13 protein-coding genes are annotated in these 14,634 nt (G+C 48.4%); 7 read left to right on the top strand and 6 right to left on the bottom strand.

Annotation, left to right across the window (positions count from 1 at the left end; genetic code table 11):
• The first annotated feature begins 182 nt into the window (after positions 1-182).
• Together rlmD and BUB52_RS07800 are read left to right on the top strand one after the other, a co-directional pair.
• Positions 183-1,610: a 23S rRNA (uracil(1939)-C(5))-methyltransferase RlmD gene (gene rlmD / locus BUB52_RS07805; RefSeq protein ID WP_009121128.1), complete on the top strand. Its 1,428-nt coding sequence runs from the start codon at positions 183-185 to the stop codon at positions 1,608-1,610.
• Positions 1,611-1,664: 54 nt separating this feature from the next.
• Positions 1,665-2,576, top strand: a complete 912-nt coding sequence (locus BUB52_RS07800) for an RluA family pseudouridine synthase (RefSeq protein WP_022218177.1) — start codon at positions 1,665-1,667, stop codon at positions 2,574-2,576.
• Between the two features lie 76 nt (positions 2,577-2,652).
• Here the strand turns inward: BUB52_RS07800 and BUB52_RS07795 are convergent, their stop codons facing one another.
• The 3 genes from BUB52_RS07795 to araJ are packed head-to-tail and all read right to left on the bottom strand — an operon-like array spanning position 2,653 to position 4,712.
• A complete protein-coding gene (locus BUB52_RS07795) occupies positions 2,653-3,060 on the bottom strand; it encodes a hypothetical protein (protein ID WP_009121130.1) in 408 nt (135 codons plus the stop codon).
• 12 nt (positions 3,061-3,072) lie between these two features.
• A complete protein-coding gene (locus tag BUB52_RS07790; RefSeq protein ID WP_009121131.1) occupies positions 3,073-3,513 on the bottom strand; it encodes a hypothetical protein in 441 nt (146 codons plus the stop codon).
• 56 nt (positions 3,514-3,569) lie between these two features.
• On the bottom strand, positions 3,570-4,712 hold the full coding sequence (gene araJ / locus BUB52_RS07785) for an MFS transporter AraJ (protein WP_039950428.1): 1,143 nt from the start codon (positions 4,710-4,712) through the stop codon (positions 3,570-3,572).
• Positions 4,713-4,957: 245 nt separating this feature from the next.
• On the opposite strand from araJ, the gene BUB52_RS07780 reads away from it, so the two are divergent.
• The 5 genes from BUB52_RS07780 to BUB52_RS07755 all read left to right on the top strand — a co-directional run bounded on the left by BUB52_RS07780 (position 4,958) and on the right by BUB52_RS07755 (position 10,052).
• Complete coding sequence (locus BUB52_RS07780; RefSeq protein WP_009121134.1) at positions 4,958-5,470, top strand: outer membrane beta-barrel protein; 513 nt, start codon at positions 4,958-4,960, stop codon at positions 5,468-5,470.
• A gap of 163 nt (positions 5,471-5,633) precedes the next feature.
• Positions 5,634-6,488, top strand: coding sequence for a type I methionyl aminopeptidase (gene map, locus BUB52_RS07775; RefSeq protein ID WP_009121135.1), 855 nt, complete (start codon positions 5,634-5,636; stop codon positions 6,486-6,488).
• Positions 6,489-6,682: 194 nt separating this feature from the next.
• On the top strand, positions 6,683-8,131 hold the full coding sequence (rmuC, locus tag BUB52_RS07765) for a DNA recombination protein RmuC (protein ID WP_009121136.1): 1,449 nt from the start codon (positions 6,683-6,685) through the stop codon (positions 8,129-8,131).
• 25 nt (positions 8,132-8,156) lie between these two features.
• A complete protein-coding gene (gene xpt / locus BUB52_RS07760) occupies positions 8,157-8,723 on the top strand; it encodes a xanthine phosphoribosyltransferase (protein WP_009121137.1) in 567 nt (188 codons plus the stop codon).
• A 9-nt stretch (positions 8,724-8,732) separates the two neighbouring features.
• Positions 8,733-10,052, top strand: a complete 1,320-nt coding sequence (locus BUB52_RS07755; RefSeq protein WP_009121138.1) for a nucleobase:cation symporter-2 family protein — start codon at positions 8,733-8,735, stop codon at positions 10,050-10,052.
• A gap of 51 nt (positions 10,053-10,103) precedes the next feature.
• Here the strand turns inward: BUB52_RS07755 and nhaA are convergent, their stop codons facing one another.
• The 3 genes from nhaA to lepA form a co-directional block, all read right to left on the bottom strand.
• A complete protein-coding gene (gene nhaA, locus BUB52_RS07750) occupies positions 10,104-11,426 on the bottom strand; it encodes a Na+/H+ antiporter NhaA (protein WP_039950429.1) in 1,323 nt (440 codons plus the stop codon).
• Between the two features lie 55 nt (positions 11,427-11,481).
• Entirely contained in the window at positions 11,482-12,669 is a 1,188-nt protein-coding gene (locus BUB52_RS07745) for a cation:proton antiporter (RefSeq protein ID WP_009121140.1), read from the bottom strand.
• Positions 12,670-12,749: 80 nt separating this feature from the next.
• Positions 12,750-14,534: a translation elongation factor 4 gene (lepA, locus tag BUB52_RS07740; protein ID WP_009121141.1), complete on the bottom strand. Its 1,785-nt coding sequence runs from the start codon at positions 14,532-14,534 to the stop codon at positions 12,750-12,752.
• Between the last annotated feature and the right edge of the window lie 100 nt (positions 14,535-14,634).

Here is a 14,634-nt window from a genome sequence, read left to right as displayed (position 1 = left end):
TGATTTTTTTCATTTTTCTGTTCGCAAATCTAAGTATATTTCGCAGACTAGAAAACTTTTTAAGAAAAAACTTTAAGGCAAAATGCAATTTCGACATTGCAAAATTTAATATTCCGATTCATAGAGAGAAATCCCGAAAAAATACCTATTTTTGCCACTGAATTTATTATACTGGTGTAAAAGTGGCAAGAAAGAGAAAAGAACTTCCCCTGTTAGAAAAGGTGGAGATTACGGATGTGGCTGCCGAAGGAAAAGCCATCGCAAAGGTCAATGATTTGGTAATTTTCGTACCATACGTCGTTCCGGGTGACGTGGTAGACCTGCAAATCAAGAGAAAAAAGCATCATTACGCAGAAGCGGAAGCGGTGAAGTTCCACCAATACTCACTGGTAAGAGCAGTCCCGTTTTGTCAACATTACGGTGTATGCGGCGGTTGCAAATGGCAGGTGCTCCCCTATTCAGAGCAAATAAAATACAAGCAAAAACAAGTAACGGACAACCTTACCCGCATCGGGAAAGTAGAGCTTCCGGAAATATCGCCGATACTCGGCTCCGAAAAAACGGAGTTCTATCGGAATAAACTCGAATACACTTTTTCCAACAAACGCTGGCTGACTGCGGAAGAAGTCCGGCAAAACGTGGTGTACGAGCAAATGAACGCGGTAGGTTTCCACATTCCCAACGCCTTCGACAAGGTATTGGCCATAGAGAAATGCTGGCTGCAGGATGATATATCCAACCGTATCCGCAATGCGGTACGCGACTATGCCTACGAGCACGATTACTCGTTCATCAATCTGCGTACGCAGGAAGGGATGTTGCGCAATATGATTGTGCGCACGTCCAGTACCGGCGAGTTGATGGTAATCCTTATCTGCAAGATTGAGAAAGACGAGGAAATGGCTTTGTTCAAACAACTGTTGCAGTATGTGGCGGATACTTTCCCCGAAATCACGTCGTTATTATACATTATTAATAATAAGTGCAACGATACCATTACAGACCTCGACGTGCATACATTCAAAGGCAAAGACCATATCTTTGAGGAAATGGAAGGCCTGCGTTTCAAGGTAGGCCCCAAATCGTTCTATCAGACGAACTCCAAACAAGCATACAATCTATATAAAGTAGCCCGCAATTTCGCAGGGCTCACAGGCAACGAACTGGTATACGACCTTTATACGGGCACGGGAACCATTGCCAACTTCGTATCCAAGCAGGCGCGTCAGGTTATCGGAATCGAATACGTGCCCGAAGCCATCGAAGACGCCAAGGTCAATGCGGAAATCAACGGCATCAAGAATACGCTGTTCTTTGCCGGCGATATGAAGGATATGCTGACGCAGGATTTCATCAACGAATACGGCCGTCCGGATGTAATCATCACCGATCCCCCCCGTGCCGGTATGCATCAGGATGTGGTGGATGTTATCTTGTTTGCCGAGCCGAAACGCATCGTGTATGTGAGCTGTAATCCTGCCACGCAGGCAAGGGACTTGCAGTTGCTCGATGCAAAATACAAAGTAAAAGCCGTACAGCCGGTAGACATGTTCCCGCATACGCACCATGTGGAGAACGTGGTACTGCTTGAACTGAAAGCAGAAGTTTAAGAGTTGAAAGGCTTGAGAATTGAAACGAATCATTAATTACAAATTATTATACTCGTGGCAAAAGAAAGAAACATGGCAAGAGCCCGCACGCAATATACGGACTACATGGTAAAAGAGCCGATGGAACTGATGGAATTCCTGGCTGCCAAAATGCCGGATGCCAGCCGTACCAAGTTGAAATCATTATTGAGCAAACGAATTGTATATGTGGACAGTGTTATCACAACGCAGTACAATTTCCCTTTGAAACCGGGCATGAAAGTGCAAATCAGCCGCGAGAAAGGACGTAAAGAGTTCAGCAACAAACTGCTGAAGATTGTATATGAGGATGCATATATCATTGTCGTCGAGAAGATGCAGGGTCTGTTGTCCGTCAATACGGAAAGACAGAAAGAACGCACTGCCTATACCATATTGAACGAATATGTTCAGCGGTCGGGCAGACAGCACCGTGTGTACATCGTCCATCGCCTGGACCGTGATACTTCGGGATTGATGATGTTTGCCAAAGACGAAAAGACGCAGAACACATTGCGCGACAACTGGCATGATATTGTGACCGACAGGCGTTATGTAGCCGTCGTTGCGGGCGAAATGGAAAACAATGCCGGCATGGTAAGGTCTTGGCTCACCGACCGCAAGCTGTACGTATATTCCAACCCGACAGACGATGGCGGAAAAGAAGCAATCACCCACTACCGCACCATTAAACGCGCCAACGGGTTCTCACTCGTAGAGTTGAATCTGGAAACGGGACGCAAGAATCAGATTCGTGTGCACATGCAGGATTTGGGACATCCCATCATAGGTGACGGACGGTATGGATTGGAAGAGGTAAATCCTATCGGACGATTGGCATTACACGCTTTCAAGCTCTGCTTCTATCATCCTGTGACCGGAGAGTTGATGCAGTTTGAAACGCCTTATCCGGGAGACTTCAAAAAATTATTCCTAAAGAAACAATAAGGTATATCCAAGTAAAAGGGTGTATATCAGAATGAAAGTTGAGATTCACTTTGATATACACCCTTTCTTTTTTATTTTATTCCATATCTAATCTAAACTCAAATGGAACAGCATCATTCGATAAATAAAAAGTTCCATACATTCGATTTCCTGCGATTCTTACATCATCCATATAAGATATTCCGGCTCTACCATAATCTAATACAAGATTCCGATTGCTACTATCCTCCCAATACCACTGGAAACGGAAATGCTCATAGAGCCTACCATCCAACTGATAATACTGATATTCTTCACCAAATCCATCCCAACCAAATGTAAATGTACTAAAAAGAGGTTCTCCATAGTCGGCATTCATGCCAACATCTCCTGTCCATGCGCGATCTATAAAGATAGATTCTATATCATATTGATCATCTTCTTCACATGACGTAAGAGTTAATGTCAATGTGAATAAAAACAGTATACCTAAATATTTTCTCATTATCTTTTATTTCTAATTCCGGTTAGTCATAGACTTGGAGGCGGTCAACATTATGATTTCTCCATCCAATTTTCCGGAGAGGTAATGGTCGCGTACCCAAACATTCTCAAAGTACTTTATGTCGCCGGCTCCGTAATTCAGAACAAGTCCCTCTCTCGAGTTATCTATCCACCGCCATGTGAAATCACTCTCCGTAGTCTTCATCTTACCGACTTCATAGACTATCAGCGTTTCTTTTCCGGAAAGAATTTCCTTGCCATTCTGCTTTCCCTTTGTGAATTCCAATATATGTCTGCATTCTCCCTCGTCGGTCGTATAATCTTCCATCCAAGCATCGCTGCATAACTTCTCATCGGTATTCTGTATGGTATAGTAGTTATCATCCCCGCAAGAAGCCAGCCCGATAGTCATTACGCATAACAACACTATCTTCACTAAGTTCAAAATCTTCATAATTATCAAGTTTAGTTAATATTTACGGGCAAACATACATAAAAATAATGAGATGCTTAATATTTAGACTGAAATTTCTTATAGAAGATAGCGAATAAGATGAAACCTGTCAGCGCAAAAGGCACGCCTGCCAAAGCCGGATAACGGTATCCGCCACTAAGAGCCAGGCCTCCTACGTATGCCCCGATGGCATTGCCCAGATTGAATGCCATTTGCACACAGGCGCCGCCCAGCATCTCCCCGCCGGGAGCTACGCGGATAATCAATACCTGTTCGGGGCTCGACACCGCAAACAGCCCCGCCGTACAAAGAGCCATCAATATGGCGGAGCACCACGGATTGGGCGACAGGAAAAACAGCATCAACAGCACAATGCAAATCATGCCCTGCACCACCATGCCAACCTTGCCCGGAGTATATTTATCGGAAAGCCGTCCGCTCACCAGATTGCCGACCACCATACCAAATCCCGCCAGAACCATTAACGCCGTCACACTCTCGGAGCTGAAACCCGAAACGTTCGTCAGCAACGGTGTGATATAGCTATACCAGCAGAATACACCGCCATTGCCCAAAGCCGTCGCCCCCAATATCAACCAGGGAGCGGGTGTCTTCAGGAAACGGAATTGTCCCTTGAATCCGGTATCTTTCAGTCCCTCTACCACAGGCACCCAGCGCCATATATAATAAAGAACTATCAAGCCCCAGCAACCCACCAGCAAGAATGTAACGCGCCACGAGAGCATGTGGCTCAAGGAAGTGCCCAGCGGAACGCCAAACAGATTGGCGACCGTCATACCCGCTATCATAATGGATACGGCCTCGGAACTTCTACCCTCGTCAGCCAGCTTACCCGCCACAATGGAAGCAACTCCGAAGTATGCCCCATGCGGCAAGCCCGAAATGAAACGCGCCGCCAGCAACGACCAATAATCGGGAGCCACCGCAGCCCCCAGATTTCCTACCAGCATCAAAGCCATCAATGCCAGCAGGATATGTTTCAACGGACGTTTACGCGCCAAAATCAACATGGGAGCACCGGCGCATACGCCCAGCGCATAGGCGGAAATAAAATGTCCCGCAACGGGAATACTGATATTCAAATCAGCGGCAACATAGGGCAAAATGCCCATCATCGTAAATTCGGCGATACCCAATCCTAAGGTGCCGAACGCTAACGCAATAAGACTCTTCTTCATTTGAAAAAATACAACCTGTAAAACAAACTTTTTACCGCTGCAAAAGTAATGCATTGTACCGTTCCCGATTCTTTATTTTATAAAAAAGTAACTAAAAATTTGTCTCATACGAATGTAACTTATACTTTTGCACCCCGAATAAAGAACATGTCAACAAGAACTTCAACCATTCTGCCGGTCGGAGTTCGGATATATTCTTATTCACGGTTCAATAACAATTTGTATAACTAAAAGGTAAGAAGAAAATGAAAAAGTTTGTAATCTTATTATTTGTCGCAATGGCTGCTTTATCAGCAAAAGCACAAGTGTATGTTGGCGGAGCAGTATCTTTATGGCACAACGACGATGTCGACGCAACGACTTTCACGCTGAATCCGGAAGTAGGATACAACCTGAATGAAAAATGGGCTGTCGGCGGTATATTGACATTCTCGCACAGCAAACTGGACGAAGGAAAATACAATGCTTTCGGCCTTGCTCCATACGCACGTTACTCTTATTATGAAAACAAGGTTGTCCGCCTGTTCATCGATGGCGGTCTGGGCTTCTCCACTCAAAAGGTGAAAGGCGCCGATGCCGTAAACGGTTTTGAAATCGGTTTCAAACCGGGCATCGCCATCAAACTGAACGACAAGTTCAGCGTACTTGCCAAATGCGGTTTCCTGGGTTACAGGGACGACTATATGAACGCCGGCAGCGGTTACGGTTTCAACCTCAAAAGCGAAGACCTCTCATTCGGTTTCCACTACGAATTCTAATCAATACAAACCGATGTATACGCAAAAGGGATGCTTTCCGAAGCATCCCTTTTTTATTGTTCTCATAGAATAAGTACGGATTAGTTTCTAATTATTCAAACATTATAAATACTCACACTTAAATTATTCGTATTTTTGCGCATCGTTTATAAAATATGCAATAATGAAGAAGTCCGTAAAAGGAGTCCGGTTTGCTCCTAAAAACTATTCCGACGAAGTAGAAGCCAAGATTCAACATTATAAAAGAGAAGGATATAAACTGCCGTCACGCCACTTGCTGCGCACGGAAGAGCAACTGGCCGGCATACGCGAAAGCGCAAAGATAAACACCGCATTGCTCGATTACATCTCTGAGAATATCCGTGAGGGAATGTCTACGGCAGAGATAGACCATCTGGTATACTGTTTCACGACCGACCACGATGCCATCCCCGCCCCTTTCCTGTACGAGGGCTTTCCCAAGAGCGTATGCGTCAGCATCAACGATGTGGTGTGTCATGGCATCCCCAGCACCAAAGAGTTCCTGCGCAGCGGAGATATTGTAAACGTGGATGTATCCACCATATATAAAGGATATTTCTCCGACGCATCGCGCATGTACATGATTGGTGACGTCCGTCCCGAGATGCAACGTCTGGTGCAGGTGACCAAAGAGTGCCGTGACATCGGCATACAGGCCGCACAGCCCTGGGCCCGATTGGGCGATGTGGGAGCCGCCATCCAGGAGCATGCCGAGAAGAACGGTTACAGCGTAGTGCGCGACCTTTGCGGACATGGCGTAGGCATCAAGTTCCACGAAGAACCGGACGTAGAGCACTTCGGCAAGCGCGGTACGGGCATGCTGATAGTACCGGGCATGACATTCACCATCGAGCCGATGATTAACATGGGCACATACGAGGTCTTCATCGACGAAGCCGACGGCTGGACAGTATGCACCGACGACGGTCTGCCTTCCGCCCAATGGGAAAGCATGATTCTCATTACCGAAAACGGAAACGAGATACTGACGCAATAGGCATAAGCCCGCAGGCTGCAAGACGTTCCCCGGTGTGGTACTCTCCGTACCAACCGTTGGTATTCCTCGTACCACGCTTTGGTATTGCTTGTACCAACCGCTGGTATTATCGGTACCAACCGTTGGTACGGCGGATACCACCCTTTGATACCGAATGTTCAGCCCATTGAAACTTTATTTCCCCATACGCAATTATGAATATCATACTATTACTCGTTGGAATTATCGCAGGAGCCGTCATCGGCTATCTGATGGCCGGCAGAAAAGCCGCCGCCCTAAAAACACAAGTAGAGGCCGCCGAAGCGCGTGAAGCGTTACTGAACCGCACTGCCGAAGAGCGTATCGCCCGCGAGCGCTCCATCGCCGAAGAACGCTTGCAGGAAGCCGGCCGCCAAGCAGCGGAACGCCTTAGCACACAAGAACGGCTGTTTGCCGAACGCATTTCCGAACAGGCACGCGGCTTCAACGAACGCCTCGCCGAGCAGGAACGTTCCTTTGGCGAACGCATCACCCAGCAGCAACGGCAATGGGAACAACGCCTCGCCGAACAGAAAGAAGAAGCCGAAGCCTTGCACAAGCGTATGAACACCGAGTTTGAGAACCTTTCAAACCGCATCTTCCAAAGCAAGACGGAAGATTTCACCAAGCTGAACGCCGAGCATCTGGGCAATCTTCTGCGCCCGCTGGACGAGAAGATAAAAGACTTCAAGGAAAAGGTGGAGCAAGTATACAGTACCGAAGCCAAAGAACGTTTCTCTCTGGGAGAACGCATCAAGGAACTGGTGGAACTGAACAACCGCCTCAGTGAAGACGCCAACAACCTGACACGCGCCTTGAAAGGCGATTCCAAGATGCAAGGCAACTGGGGTGAAATGATTCTGGAACGTCTGTTGCAGGCGTCCGGCCTGATTGAAGGCGAGCACTATTTCCGTCAGGAGTTCCTGAAAGACGAACGCGGCGAAGTGATTGTCAGCGAAGAAAGCGGCCAAAAGATGCAACCCGACATCCTCATCAAGTACCCCGATGAGCGCGAGATGATAATAGACTCCAAAGTCTCCCTCACCGCCTACGCCGCCTATACATCCGCCGAAGACCGCGAAGAACAGGCGCGCTGGCTCAAAGCGCATCTGCAGTCCGTCCGCAACCACATCGACGAGCTCAGCCGGAAAGACTATTCGCACTACGACATCAAGTCACCGGATTTCGTCATGATGTTTATCCCCACAGAGGGTGCTTACCTGCTTGCCATACAAAGCGACGCCAACCTTTGGGAGTACGCCTACAACAAGAAAGTCGTACTGATGAGCCCCACGAACCTCATCAGCGCCCTGCGTCTCTCGCTCGACCTGTGGAAGCGGGAAAACCAAGTGAAAAACGTGCAGGCCATCATCAAGCGCGGCACGGCCTTATACGAAAAGATTGTAGGTTTCACCGACACTTTCCTCACCCTCGGCGACCGCATGACAAGCCTGCAAAAAGACTATGACAAAGCGCTCAACCAACTGTCCGAAGGCAACGGCAGCGTAGTCCGCCAAGCGGAAATGCTGAAAGACATGAGCCTTACTCCGAAGAAACGCATCTCGGCAAGACTGCTGCCCAGAGAAGAGGCGCAAGAAGAAACAGAACAAGAAGACAAAGAATAAATCTAAAGACAAGACCTGTTATATTATGAGAATTTTAAAAGACCGTATTCTGAAAGACGGAAAATGCTATCCGGGAGGTATATTGAAAGTAGATAACTTCATCAATCATCAAATGGACCCGATTCTGATGAAATCCATCGGCGTGGAGTTCGTCAGACGCTTCGCTTCTACCAATATCAACAAGATTATCACCGTCGAGGCCAGCGGCATCGCCCCTGCCATTATGGTAGGCTATCTGCTGGAACTTCCCGTAGTGTTCGCCAAGAAAAAGAAGCCGAGCACTATGGACAATATGCTGATTACTTCCGTATACTCATTCACCAAACAACGTTCGTACGACGTATGCGTCAGCAAAGATTTCCTCACTCCCGGCGACCAGGTGCTTTTCATCGATGACTTCCTCGCCAACGGAAACGCCGCCAAAGGCATTATGGACTTGGTGAAGCAAGCCGGCGCGGAGCTGGTAGGTATGGGATTCATCATAGAGAAAGCCTTTCAGCACGGAGGCGACGAGCTGCGCAGCCAAGGTATTCATGTAGAATCTCTGGCCATCATCGAAAGCCTCGACAACTGCGAAATCAAAATCAGATAACCCGGAGCAATGGAAAAACAACAGGAAAACGGACTGATTTACGGCTTGAACGACAAGCCGCCCTTCAAGGAAGCCTTCTTTGCCGCGTTGCAACATCTGCTGGCCATATTCGTAGCCATCATCACCCCGCCGCTCATCATTGCGGGAGCGCTGAAGCTCGATACGGAAACAACCGGTTACCTGGTTTCCATGGCGCTGTTTGCATCCGGCATATCCACGTTTATCCAATGCCGCAGGTTCGGCGGGTTAGGTACCGGGCTGCTGTGCATTCAGGGAACCAGCTTCTCGTTCATCGGCCCCATCATTTCCGCCGGCATGGCGGGTGGGCTTCCGCTGATTTTCGGTTCCTGTATGGCGGCTTCAAGCGTGGAGATGCTGATAAGCCGGGTGCTGAAGTACACCAAGAAGATTATTACGCCGCTGATATCCGGCATTGTAGTTACCCTTATCGGCATGAGCCTGATAAAAGTGGGAATTACCGCTTGCGGCGGCGGAGCCATCGCACAAGCCGACGGCAGCTTCGGCAGTTTCCGCCATGTGGGGCTTGCCGCATTGGTTCTGTTGCTTATCATCGCCTTCAACCGGAGTTCCAACCGGTACCTGCGCATGAGCTCCATTGTCATCGGATTAGTAATAGGCTACATCGTGGCGTGGTGCATGGGGATTGTCGATTTCTCCTCAATACAAAGCTACGGCGGTTTCAATCTGCCGATGCCTTTCCGCTACGGGCTGGCTTTCGACTTATCCACCATTATCGCGTTGGGACTGATTTTTATGATTACCGCCATTGAGGCGTATGGCGACATTACGGCCAATTCCCTTATCTCCGGCGAACCGGTAGAAGGAGAAACATTCGTGAAACGCGCTTCGGGCGGCATCCTCGCCGACGGCTTCAACTCCATGCTGGCGGGTGCGCTCAATTCTTTCCCGAACTCCGTTTTTGCGCAAAACAACGGGATGATACAACTGACGGGAGTTGCCAGCCGGTATGTGGGATATTACATTGCGGCCTTTCTTGTACTGCTCGGCCTGTTTCCCGCCGTGGGACTGGTATTTTCGCTGATGCCCGAACCGGTATTGGGCGGCGCTACGCTGCTGATGTTCGGTACGGTAGCCGCAGCCGGTATCCGCATCATCGCGGCGCAAGAAATCAACCGAAAGGCTACTCTTGTCATGGCCGTCAGTTTCTCCCTCGGCTTGAGCGTGGAACTGGTTCCCGAGATACTGTGCCAACTGCCGGAAACGCTACGGAATATCTTCTCATCCGGCATCACGACGGGGGGAGTTACGGCAATTCTGGCAAATATGCTGATTCATATCAAGGAGTAAAGTCCGGGAGCGGGAACCCGCTCTTTCCGAAGCATATCTTCCTGAAATAAGCTACTTTGTTTTCGTGGTTTTCGGCAGCACCGTATTCAGCACCGCATATCCCAATACCCCGGCAAGCACCGTCCCTACAAGCACACCGAACTTCGCCTGATTCAGCAATTCCGGATATTCGCCCGCAAAGGAAAGATTGGCGATGAACAAAGATACGGTAAAGCCGATACCGCCCAACAAGGAAACACCGGCTATATTCTTCCAGTTCATACCCGCAGGCATCAAGGCCAAACCGCTCTTTATCGCCAGCCACGTAAACAGATATATTCCCAGGAATTTGCCTGACAGCAGCCCTGCGGCCACAGCCACGCTCACATCTCCCACGATACTGCCGCTACCGCTGAACACCACACCCGCATTGGCAAAGGCAAACAACGGCAGAATCACGAAGTTTACAGCTCCATGCAGATTGTCTTCCAACGACTGCAACGGACTGATAACATAATCGGACGCCTGCTCCACCTGCTTCAGCGTAGCAATCTGCGCATTGGTCAGCACGATATTATCTGATTTGGAAACCGGAAACTCCCCTATGACGTCACGGATGCGCTTGATATATTTACCCGCGTCCAAACGGGGACGCGCCGGTATCACAAACGCCAGTATCACGCCCGAGATTGTACTATGTATGCCCGATTGCAGGAACAAATACCAGATTATTATACCGAAGAACAGAAAGAATATCTTCTGCGTCACCCCGAACTTGCCCATATAGTAGAGGAATACATACAGAACAGCCGCCACTATCAAATACCCGTATGCCACATCAACGCTATAAAACAGTGCGATAACCAATATCCCGCCAATATCGTCCACCACAGCGAACGCCGTCAAAAATACCTTCAGGCTCAACGGCACACGCTTACCCAGCAAGCTGAGCACTCCCAAAGAAAAAGCGATGTCCGTAGCCATAGGAATAGCCATGCCGCGCGTTTCGGGAGTACCGGAAACCACCAGAAGCGAGTAGATGACCACCGGAACCAGCATACCGCCGCATGCCGCGATAAAAGGCAAAGCCGCCTTTCGGACGGAAGACAGTTCGCCTACCAGCAATTCACGCTTTATCTCCAACCCCACTGCCAGAAAGAAAACAGTCATCAGGCAGTCGTTTATGAATTCTATCATCTTCAACGGATGCCCGCCGTGAGAGAGCAGATTGAAATTCCCGATGCGCAAATGAAGTTCCTGAAGCAGAAAGTCCTGGTATATCGGCGATAAAGACGAATTGGCCACGACGGCAGCCAGGATAGCGGTGAGAAATAAAAGAATACTCGCCACTATGTTCAGCGACGAAATGTTTTTCACGGTACGTAGAATAATCATAAGTATTTGATTGAAGGTTTCATCTTTCTTCGGGAAAGGAAGCGTAGCCGACATTTCATTCCGTCACACTTCCATAACTCAACAACGCCAGCTTCTTTACCCACAGAACAAAGATACCCGTTAAAATTAAATTAAGCACTATGGTTAATACGGAAATTATCAATGCCGGGCCGCCCAAACTATATCCAAGAGCGATAAAGATTACCCCCGCCCCTACTTCACCGCGGGTAAACATACCGATAGAGAGCGCCAGACGCTCGCTGAACTTACGGTCTTTGTAAAAGAATACCGGAAACAGTTTACCGATATTAGACAATAACGACACTATCAGTACATGAAGCATAATCATTCCCCACGACATCATCTCCTGCGAACCCGTAACCGAGTGCTGTCCCAACGACGCCTCCGCAAAGTCCACACCCAGAAACCGTGGCATGCTCATTCCAACCAGAAACATAAAGAGGAAAGAAATCCCCGTGGAAACTTTACGTTCCGCTGGTGTGTCATGCTCCTTGTGCTTCATCACCATTCCCAAGACGAAAGCGGGCAGCAGCACCTCTATATGAATACTGCCTGCCTCACCATACAAATGCTTGCTGATGAGATATACAGCCTGCGTACACGCAAACACTACGGCCGAATATACCAGAATGGCTTTCCAATCCTGCCGCCAGTCGTATTTTCCCAGTTGTTTCCAACCGAAAGAGAGCAAAAGAAATACAATGAAAACAATCACCAGAAGCTGCCAGCGCAGGCCGATCATCATAATCTGAAGCGGAATCATCAGAAGGATGGTATCCAAATCATCAAAGATAGCCAGCACTTGAATTTTCTTGTAAACCCAGCTTGTCTTTAAGCCGATGGCGGCCAGCATGGTAAACAAAATACCGGCGGAAGTGGGAGCCGCAAAACGGCTCAACAGGAGATTCTCTTTCCACGCTTCCCAACTATTCCAGTATTCGGGCGGAAGCAGGACAAAAACATAATAAATAGCAATCAGGAACCAAGGCATGGCGGCGGTAGCCATTGCAACGCCATAATCTTTCGCGTATGTCTGCCAACGTGATTTATCGACTTCAAACTCACGTCCCACATTAATCATTATAAAACTCAAGCAGACATAGAGCAATACATTCGATACGGCCTTTACCGCATTATAGTTTCCGCCCGCCCACACAGGGAGATATTGGGAAACGAACAGGCCTGCCATCAGGAAGGCCGAAAACGATAGAACTTTTCTCATTCGGTTTAAATTTAAAAGGGGTTGTCAAGATAGCCCTACGGAAAGAGAACAACCCCTGTGTCATATGAATTGTTTAGCAACTAATCCAATTTCAGCACAGCCAAGAACGCTTTCTGCGGCACTTCCACATTACCAATCTGTTTCATTCTTTTCTTACCCCGCTTCTGCTTTTCAAGCAATTTACGCTTACGGCTCACGTCACCGCCATAACACTTGGCCGTAACGTCCTTACGGACTGCCTTGATTGTTTCGCGGGAAATAATCTTGGCGCCGATAGCCGCCTGAATGGCAATGTCAAACTGCTGTCTCGGAATCAGGTCTTTCAGCTTCTCGCACATACGGCGTCCCAGCTCGTACGCATTGTCAAAGTGTGTCAAGGTAGAGAGGGCATCCACCGGTTCGCCGTTCAGAAGGATATCCAGCTTCACCAGTTTGGACGGACGGAAACCGTTCGCGTGATAGTCGAAAGAGGCATATCCCTTGGAAATACTTTTCAGTTTGTCGTAAAAGTCGATAACGATTTCGCCCAACGGCATATCATAGTATATCTCCACACGGTTACCGGAGATATATTCCTGCTTCACCAGTTCGCCGCGCTTGCCCAGACAGAGTGTCATGATAGGACCGATATAGTCCGTGGTGGTAATCACGGACGCACGGATATAGGGCTCTTCAATGCGGTCTATCAAAGTGGGATCGGGCATGCTGCCGGGGTTGTGCACCTCGGTCATGTGCCCTTGCTTATCGTAGATATTGTAAGATACGTTCGGCACGGTGGTAATCACATTCATATCGAATTCGCGGTCCAGACGTTCCTGTACAATCTCCATGTGAAGCAATCCCAGGAATCCGCAACGGAAACCGAAGCCCAGCGCCAATGAAGATTCGGGCTGGAAAGTCAGCGAAGCGTCATTCAGCTGCAACTTCTCCAATGATGAGCGCAAGTCCTCAAAGTCTTCCGCCTCAATGGGATATACACCGGCAAATACCATCGGCTTCACTTCCTCGAAACCGGCAATCGCTTCCTTGCACGGACGGGCTATGTGCGTAATCGTATCGCCCACCTTTACCTCTTTGGAAGTCTTGATGCCCGAGATAATATAGCCTACGTCGCCCGTACGCAATTCCTGACGGGCAACCATATCCATCTTCAGCACACCGATTTCATCCGCATCGTACTCCTTGCCCGTATTGAAGAATTTCACTTTGTCTCCTTTACGTATCACACCGTTCACAATCTTGAAATAAGCGATGATACCGCGGAAAGAATTGAATACGGAGTCGAATATCAAAGCCTGCAGAGGCGCTTCTTCATCGCCTTCGGGATGAGGAATACGCTCGACGACTGCCGCAAGGATTTCCTCGACGCCCCTTCCCGTCTTACCGGAAGCGCGGATTATCTCTTCACGCTTGCAACCGAGCAGTTCCACGATTTCATCCTCTACCTCTTCGGGCATGGCGCTCGCCATATCGCATTTGTTGATAACCGGAATAATTTCCAAGTCATGCTCAATAGCCATATACAGGTTGGAGATGGTCTGCGCCTGCACGCCCTGTGAAGCGTCCACTATGAGCAACGCACCTTCGCAGGCGGCAATGGAGCGGGACACCTCGTAGGAAAAGTCCACGTGCCCCGGAGTGTCAATCAGGTTCAGAACATACTTCTCGCCTTTGTACATATACTCCATCTGGATAGCATGGCTTTTGATGGTGATACCTCTCTCCTTTTCCAAATCCATATCATCCAGCATCTGTCCTTCGGTTACTTGGATAGTATTGGTGAACTCCAACAGACGGTCGGCCAAAGTTGATTTACCGTGATCGATATGAGCGATGATACAAAAGTTACGTATATTCTTTTTCATTTGTTTCTAAAATTTTGGTGCGCAAAGATACAAAAAGGAGAAGACAAAAAAAAATGCGTTGATAACATATCAAATGTATCAACGCATTTTTTATAACATT

This window comes from Bacteroides clarus YIT 12056 (genome assembly GCF_900129655.1).
GTDB classification, from domain to species: Bacteria; Bacteroidota; Bacteroidia; order Bacteroidales; family Bacteroidaceae; genus Bacteroides; species Bacteroides clarus.
This window is presented reverse-complemented; position numbering and strand designations above follow the sequence as displayed.

What these genes read in the sequence shown, in the direction of transcription:
- BUB52_RS07780 (WP_009121134.1), top strand. Translation starts at nt 4,958, where the DNA reads ATGAAAAAGTTTGTAATCTTATTATTTGTCGCAATGGCTGCTTTATCA.
- BUB52_RS07745 (WP_009121140.1), bottom strand. Translation starts at nt 12,669, where the DNA reads ATGAGAAAAGTTCTATCGTTTTCGGCCTTCCTGATGGCAGGCCTGTTC.
- BUB52_RS07795 (WP_009121130.1), bottom strand. Translation starts at nt 3,060, where the DNA reads ATGAGAAAATATTTAGGTATACTGTTTTTATTCACATTGACATTAACT.
- lepA (WP_009121141.1), bottom strand. Translation starts at nt 14,534, where the DNA reads ATGAAAAAGAATATACGTAACTTTTGTATCATCGCTCATATCGATCAC.
- rmuC (WP_009121136.1), top strand. Translation starts at nt 6,683, where the DNA reads ATGAATATCATACTATTACTCGTTGGAATTATCGCAGGAGCCGTCATC.
- araJ (WP_039950428.1), bottom strand. Translation starts at nt 4,712, where the DNA reads ATGAAGAAGAGTCTTATTGCGTTAGCGTTCGGCACCTTAGGATTGGGT.
- nhaA (WP_039950429.1), bottom strand. Translation starts at nt 11,426, where the DNA reads ATGATTATTCTACGTACCGTGAAAAACATTTCGTCGCTGAACATAGTG.
- map (WP_009121135.1), top strand. Translation starts at nt 5,634, where the DNA reads ATGAAGAAGTCCGTAAAAGGAGTCCGGTTTGCTCCTAAAAACTATTCC.
- BUB52_RS07755 (WP_009121138.1), top strand. Translation starts at nt 8,733, where the DNA reads ATGGAAAAACAACAGGAAAACGGACTGATTTACGGCTTGAACGACAAG.
- xpt (WP_009121137.1), top strand. Translation starts at nt 8,157, where the DNA reads ATGAGAATTTTAAAAGACCGTATTCTGAAAGACGGAAAATGCTATCCG.
- BUB52_RS07790 (WP_009121131.1), bottom strand. Translation starts at nt 3,513, where the DNA reads ATGAAGATTTTGAACTTAGTGAAGATAGTGTTGTTATGCGTAATGACT.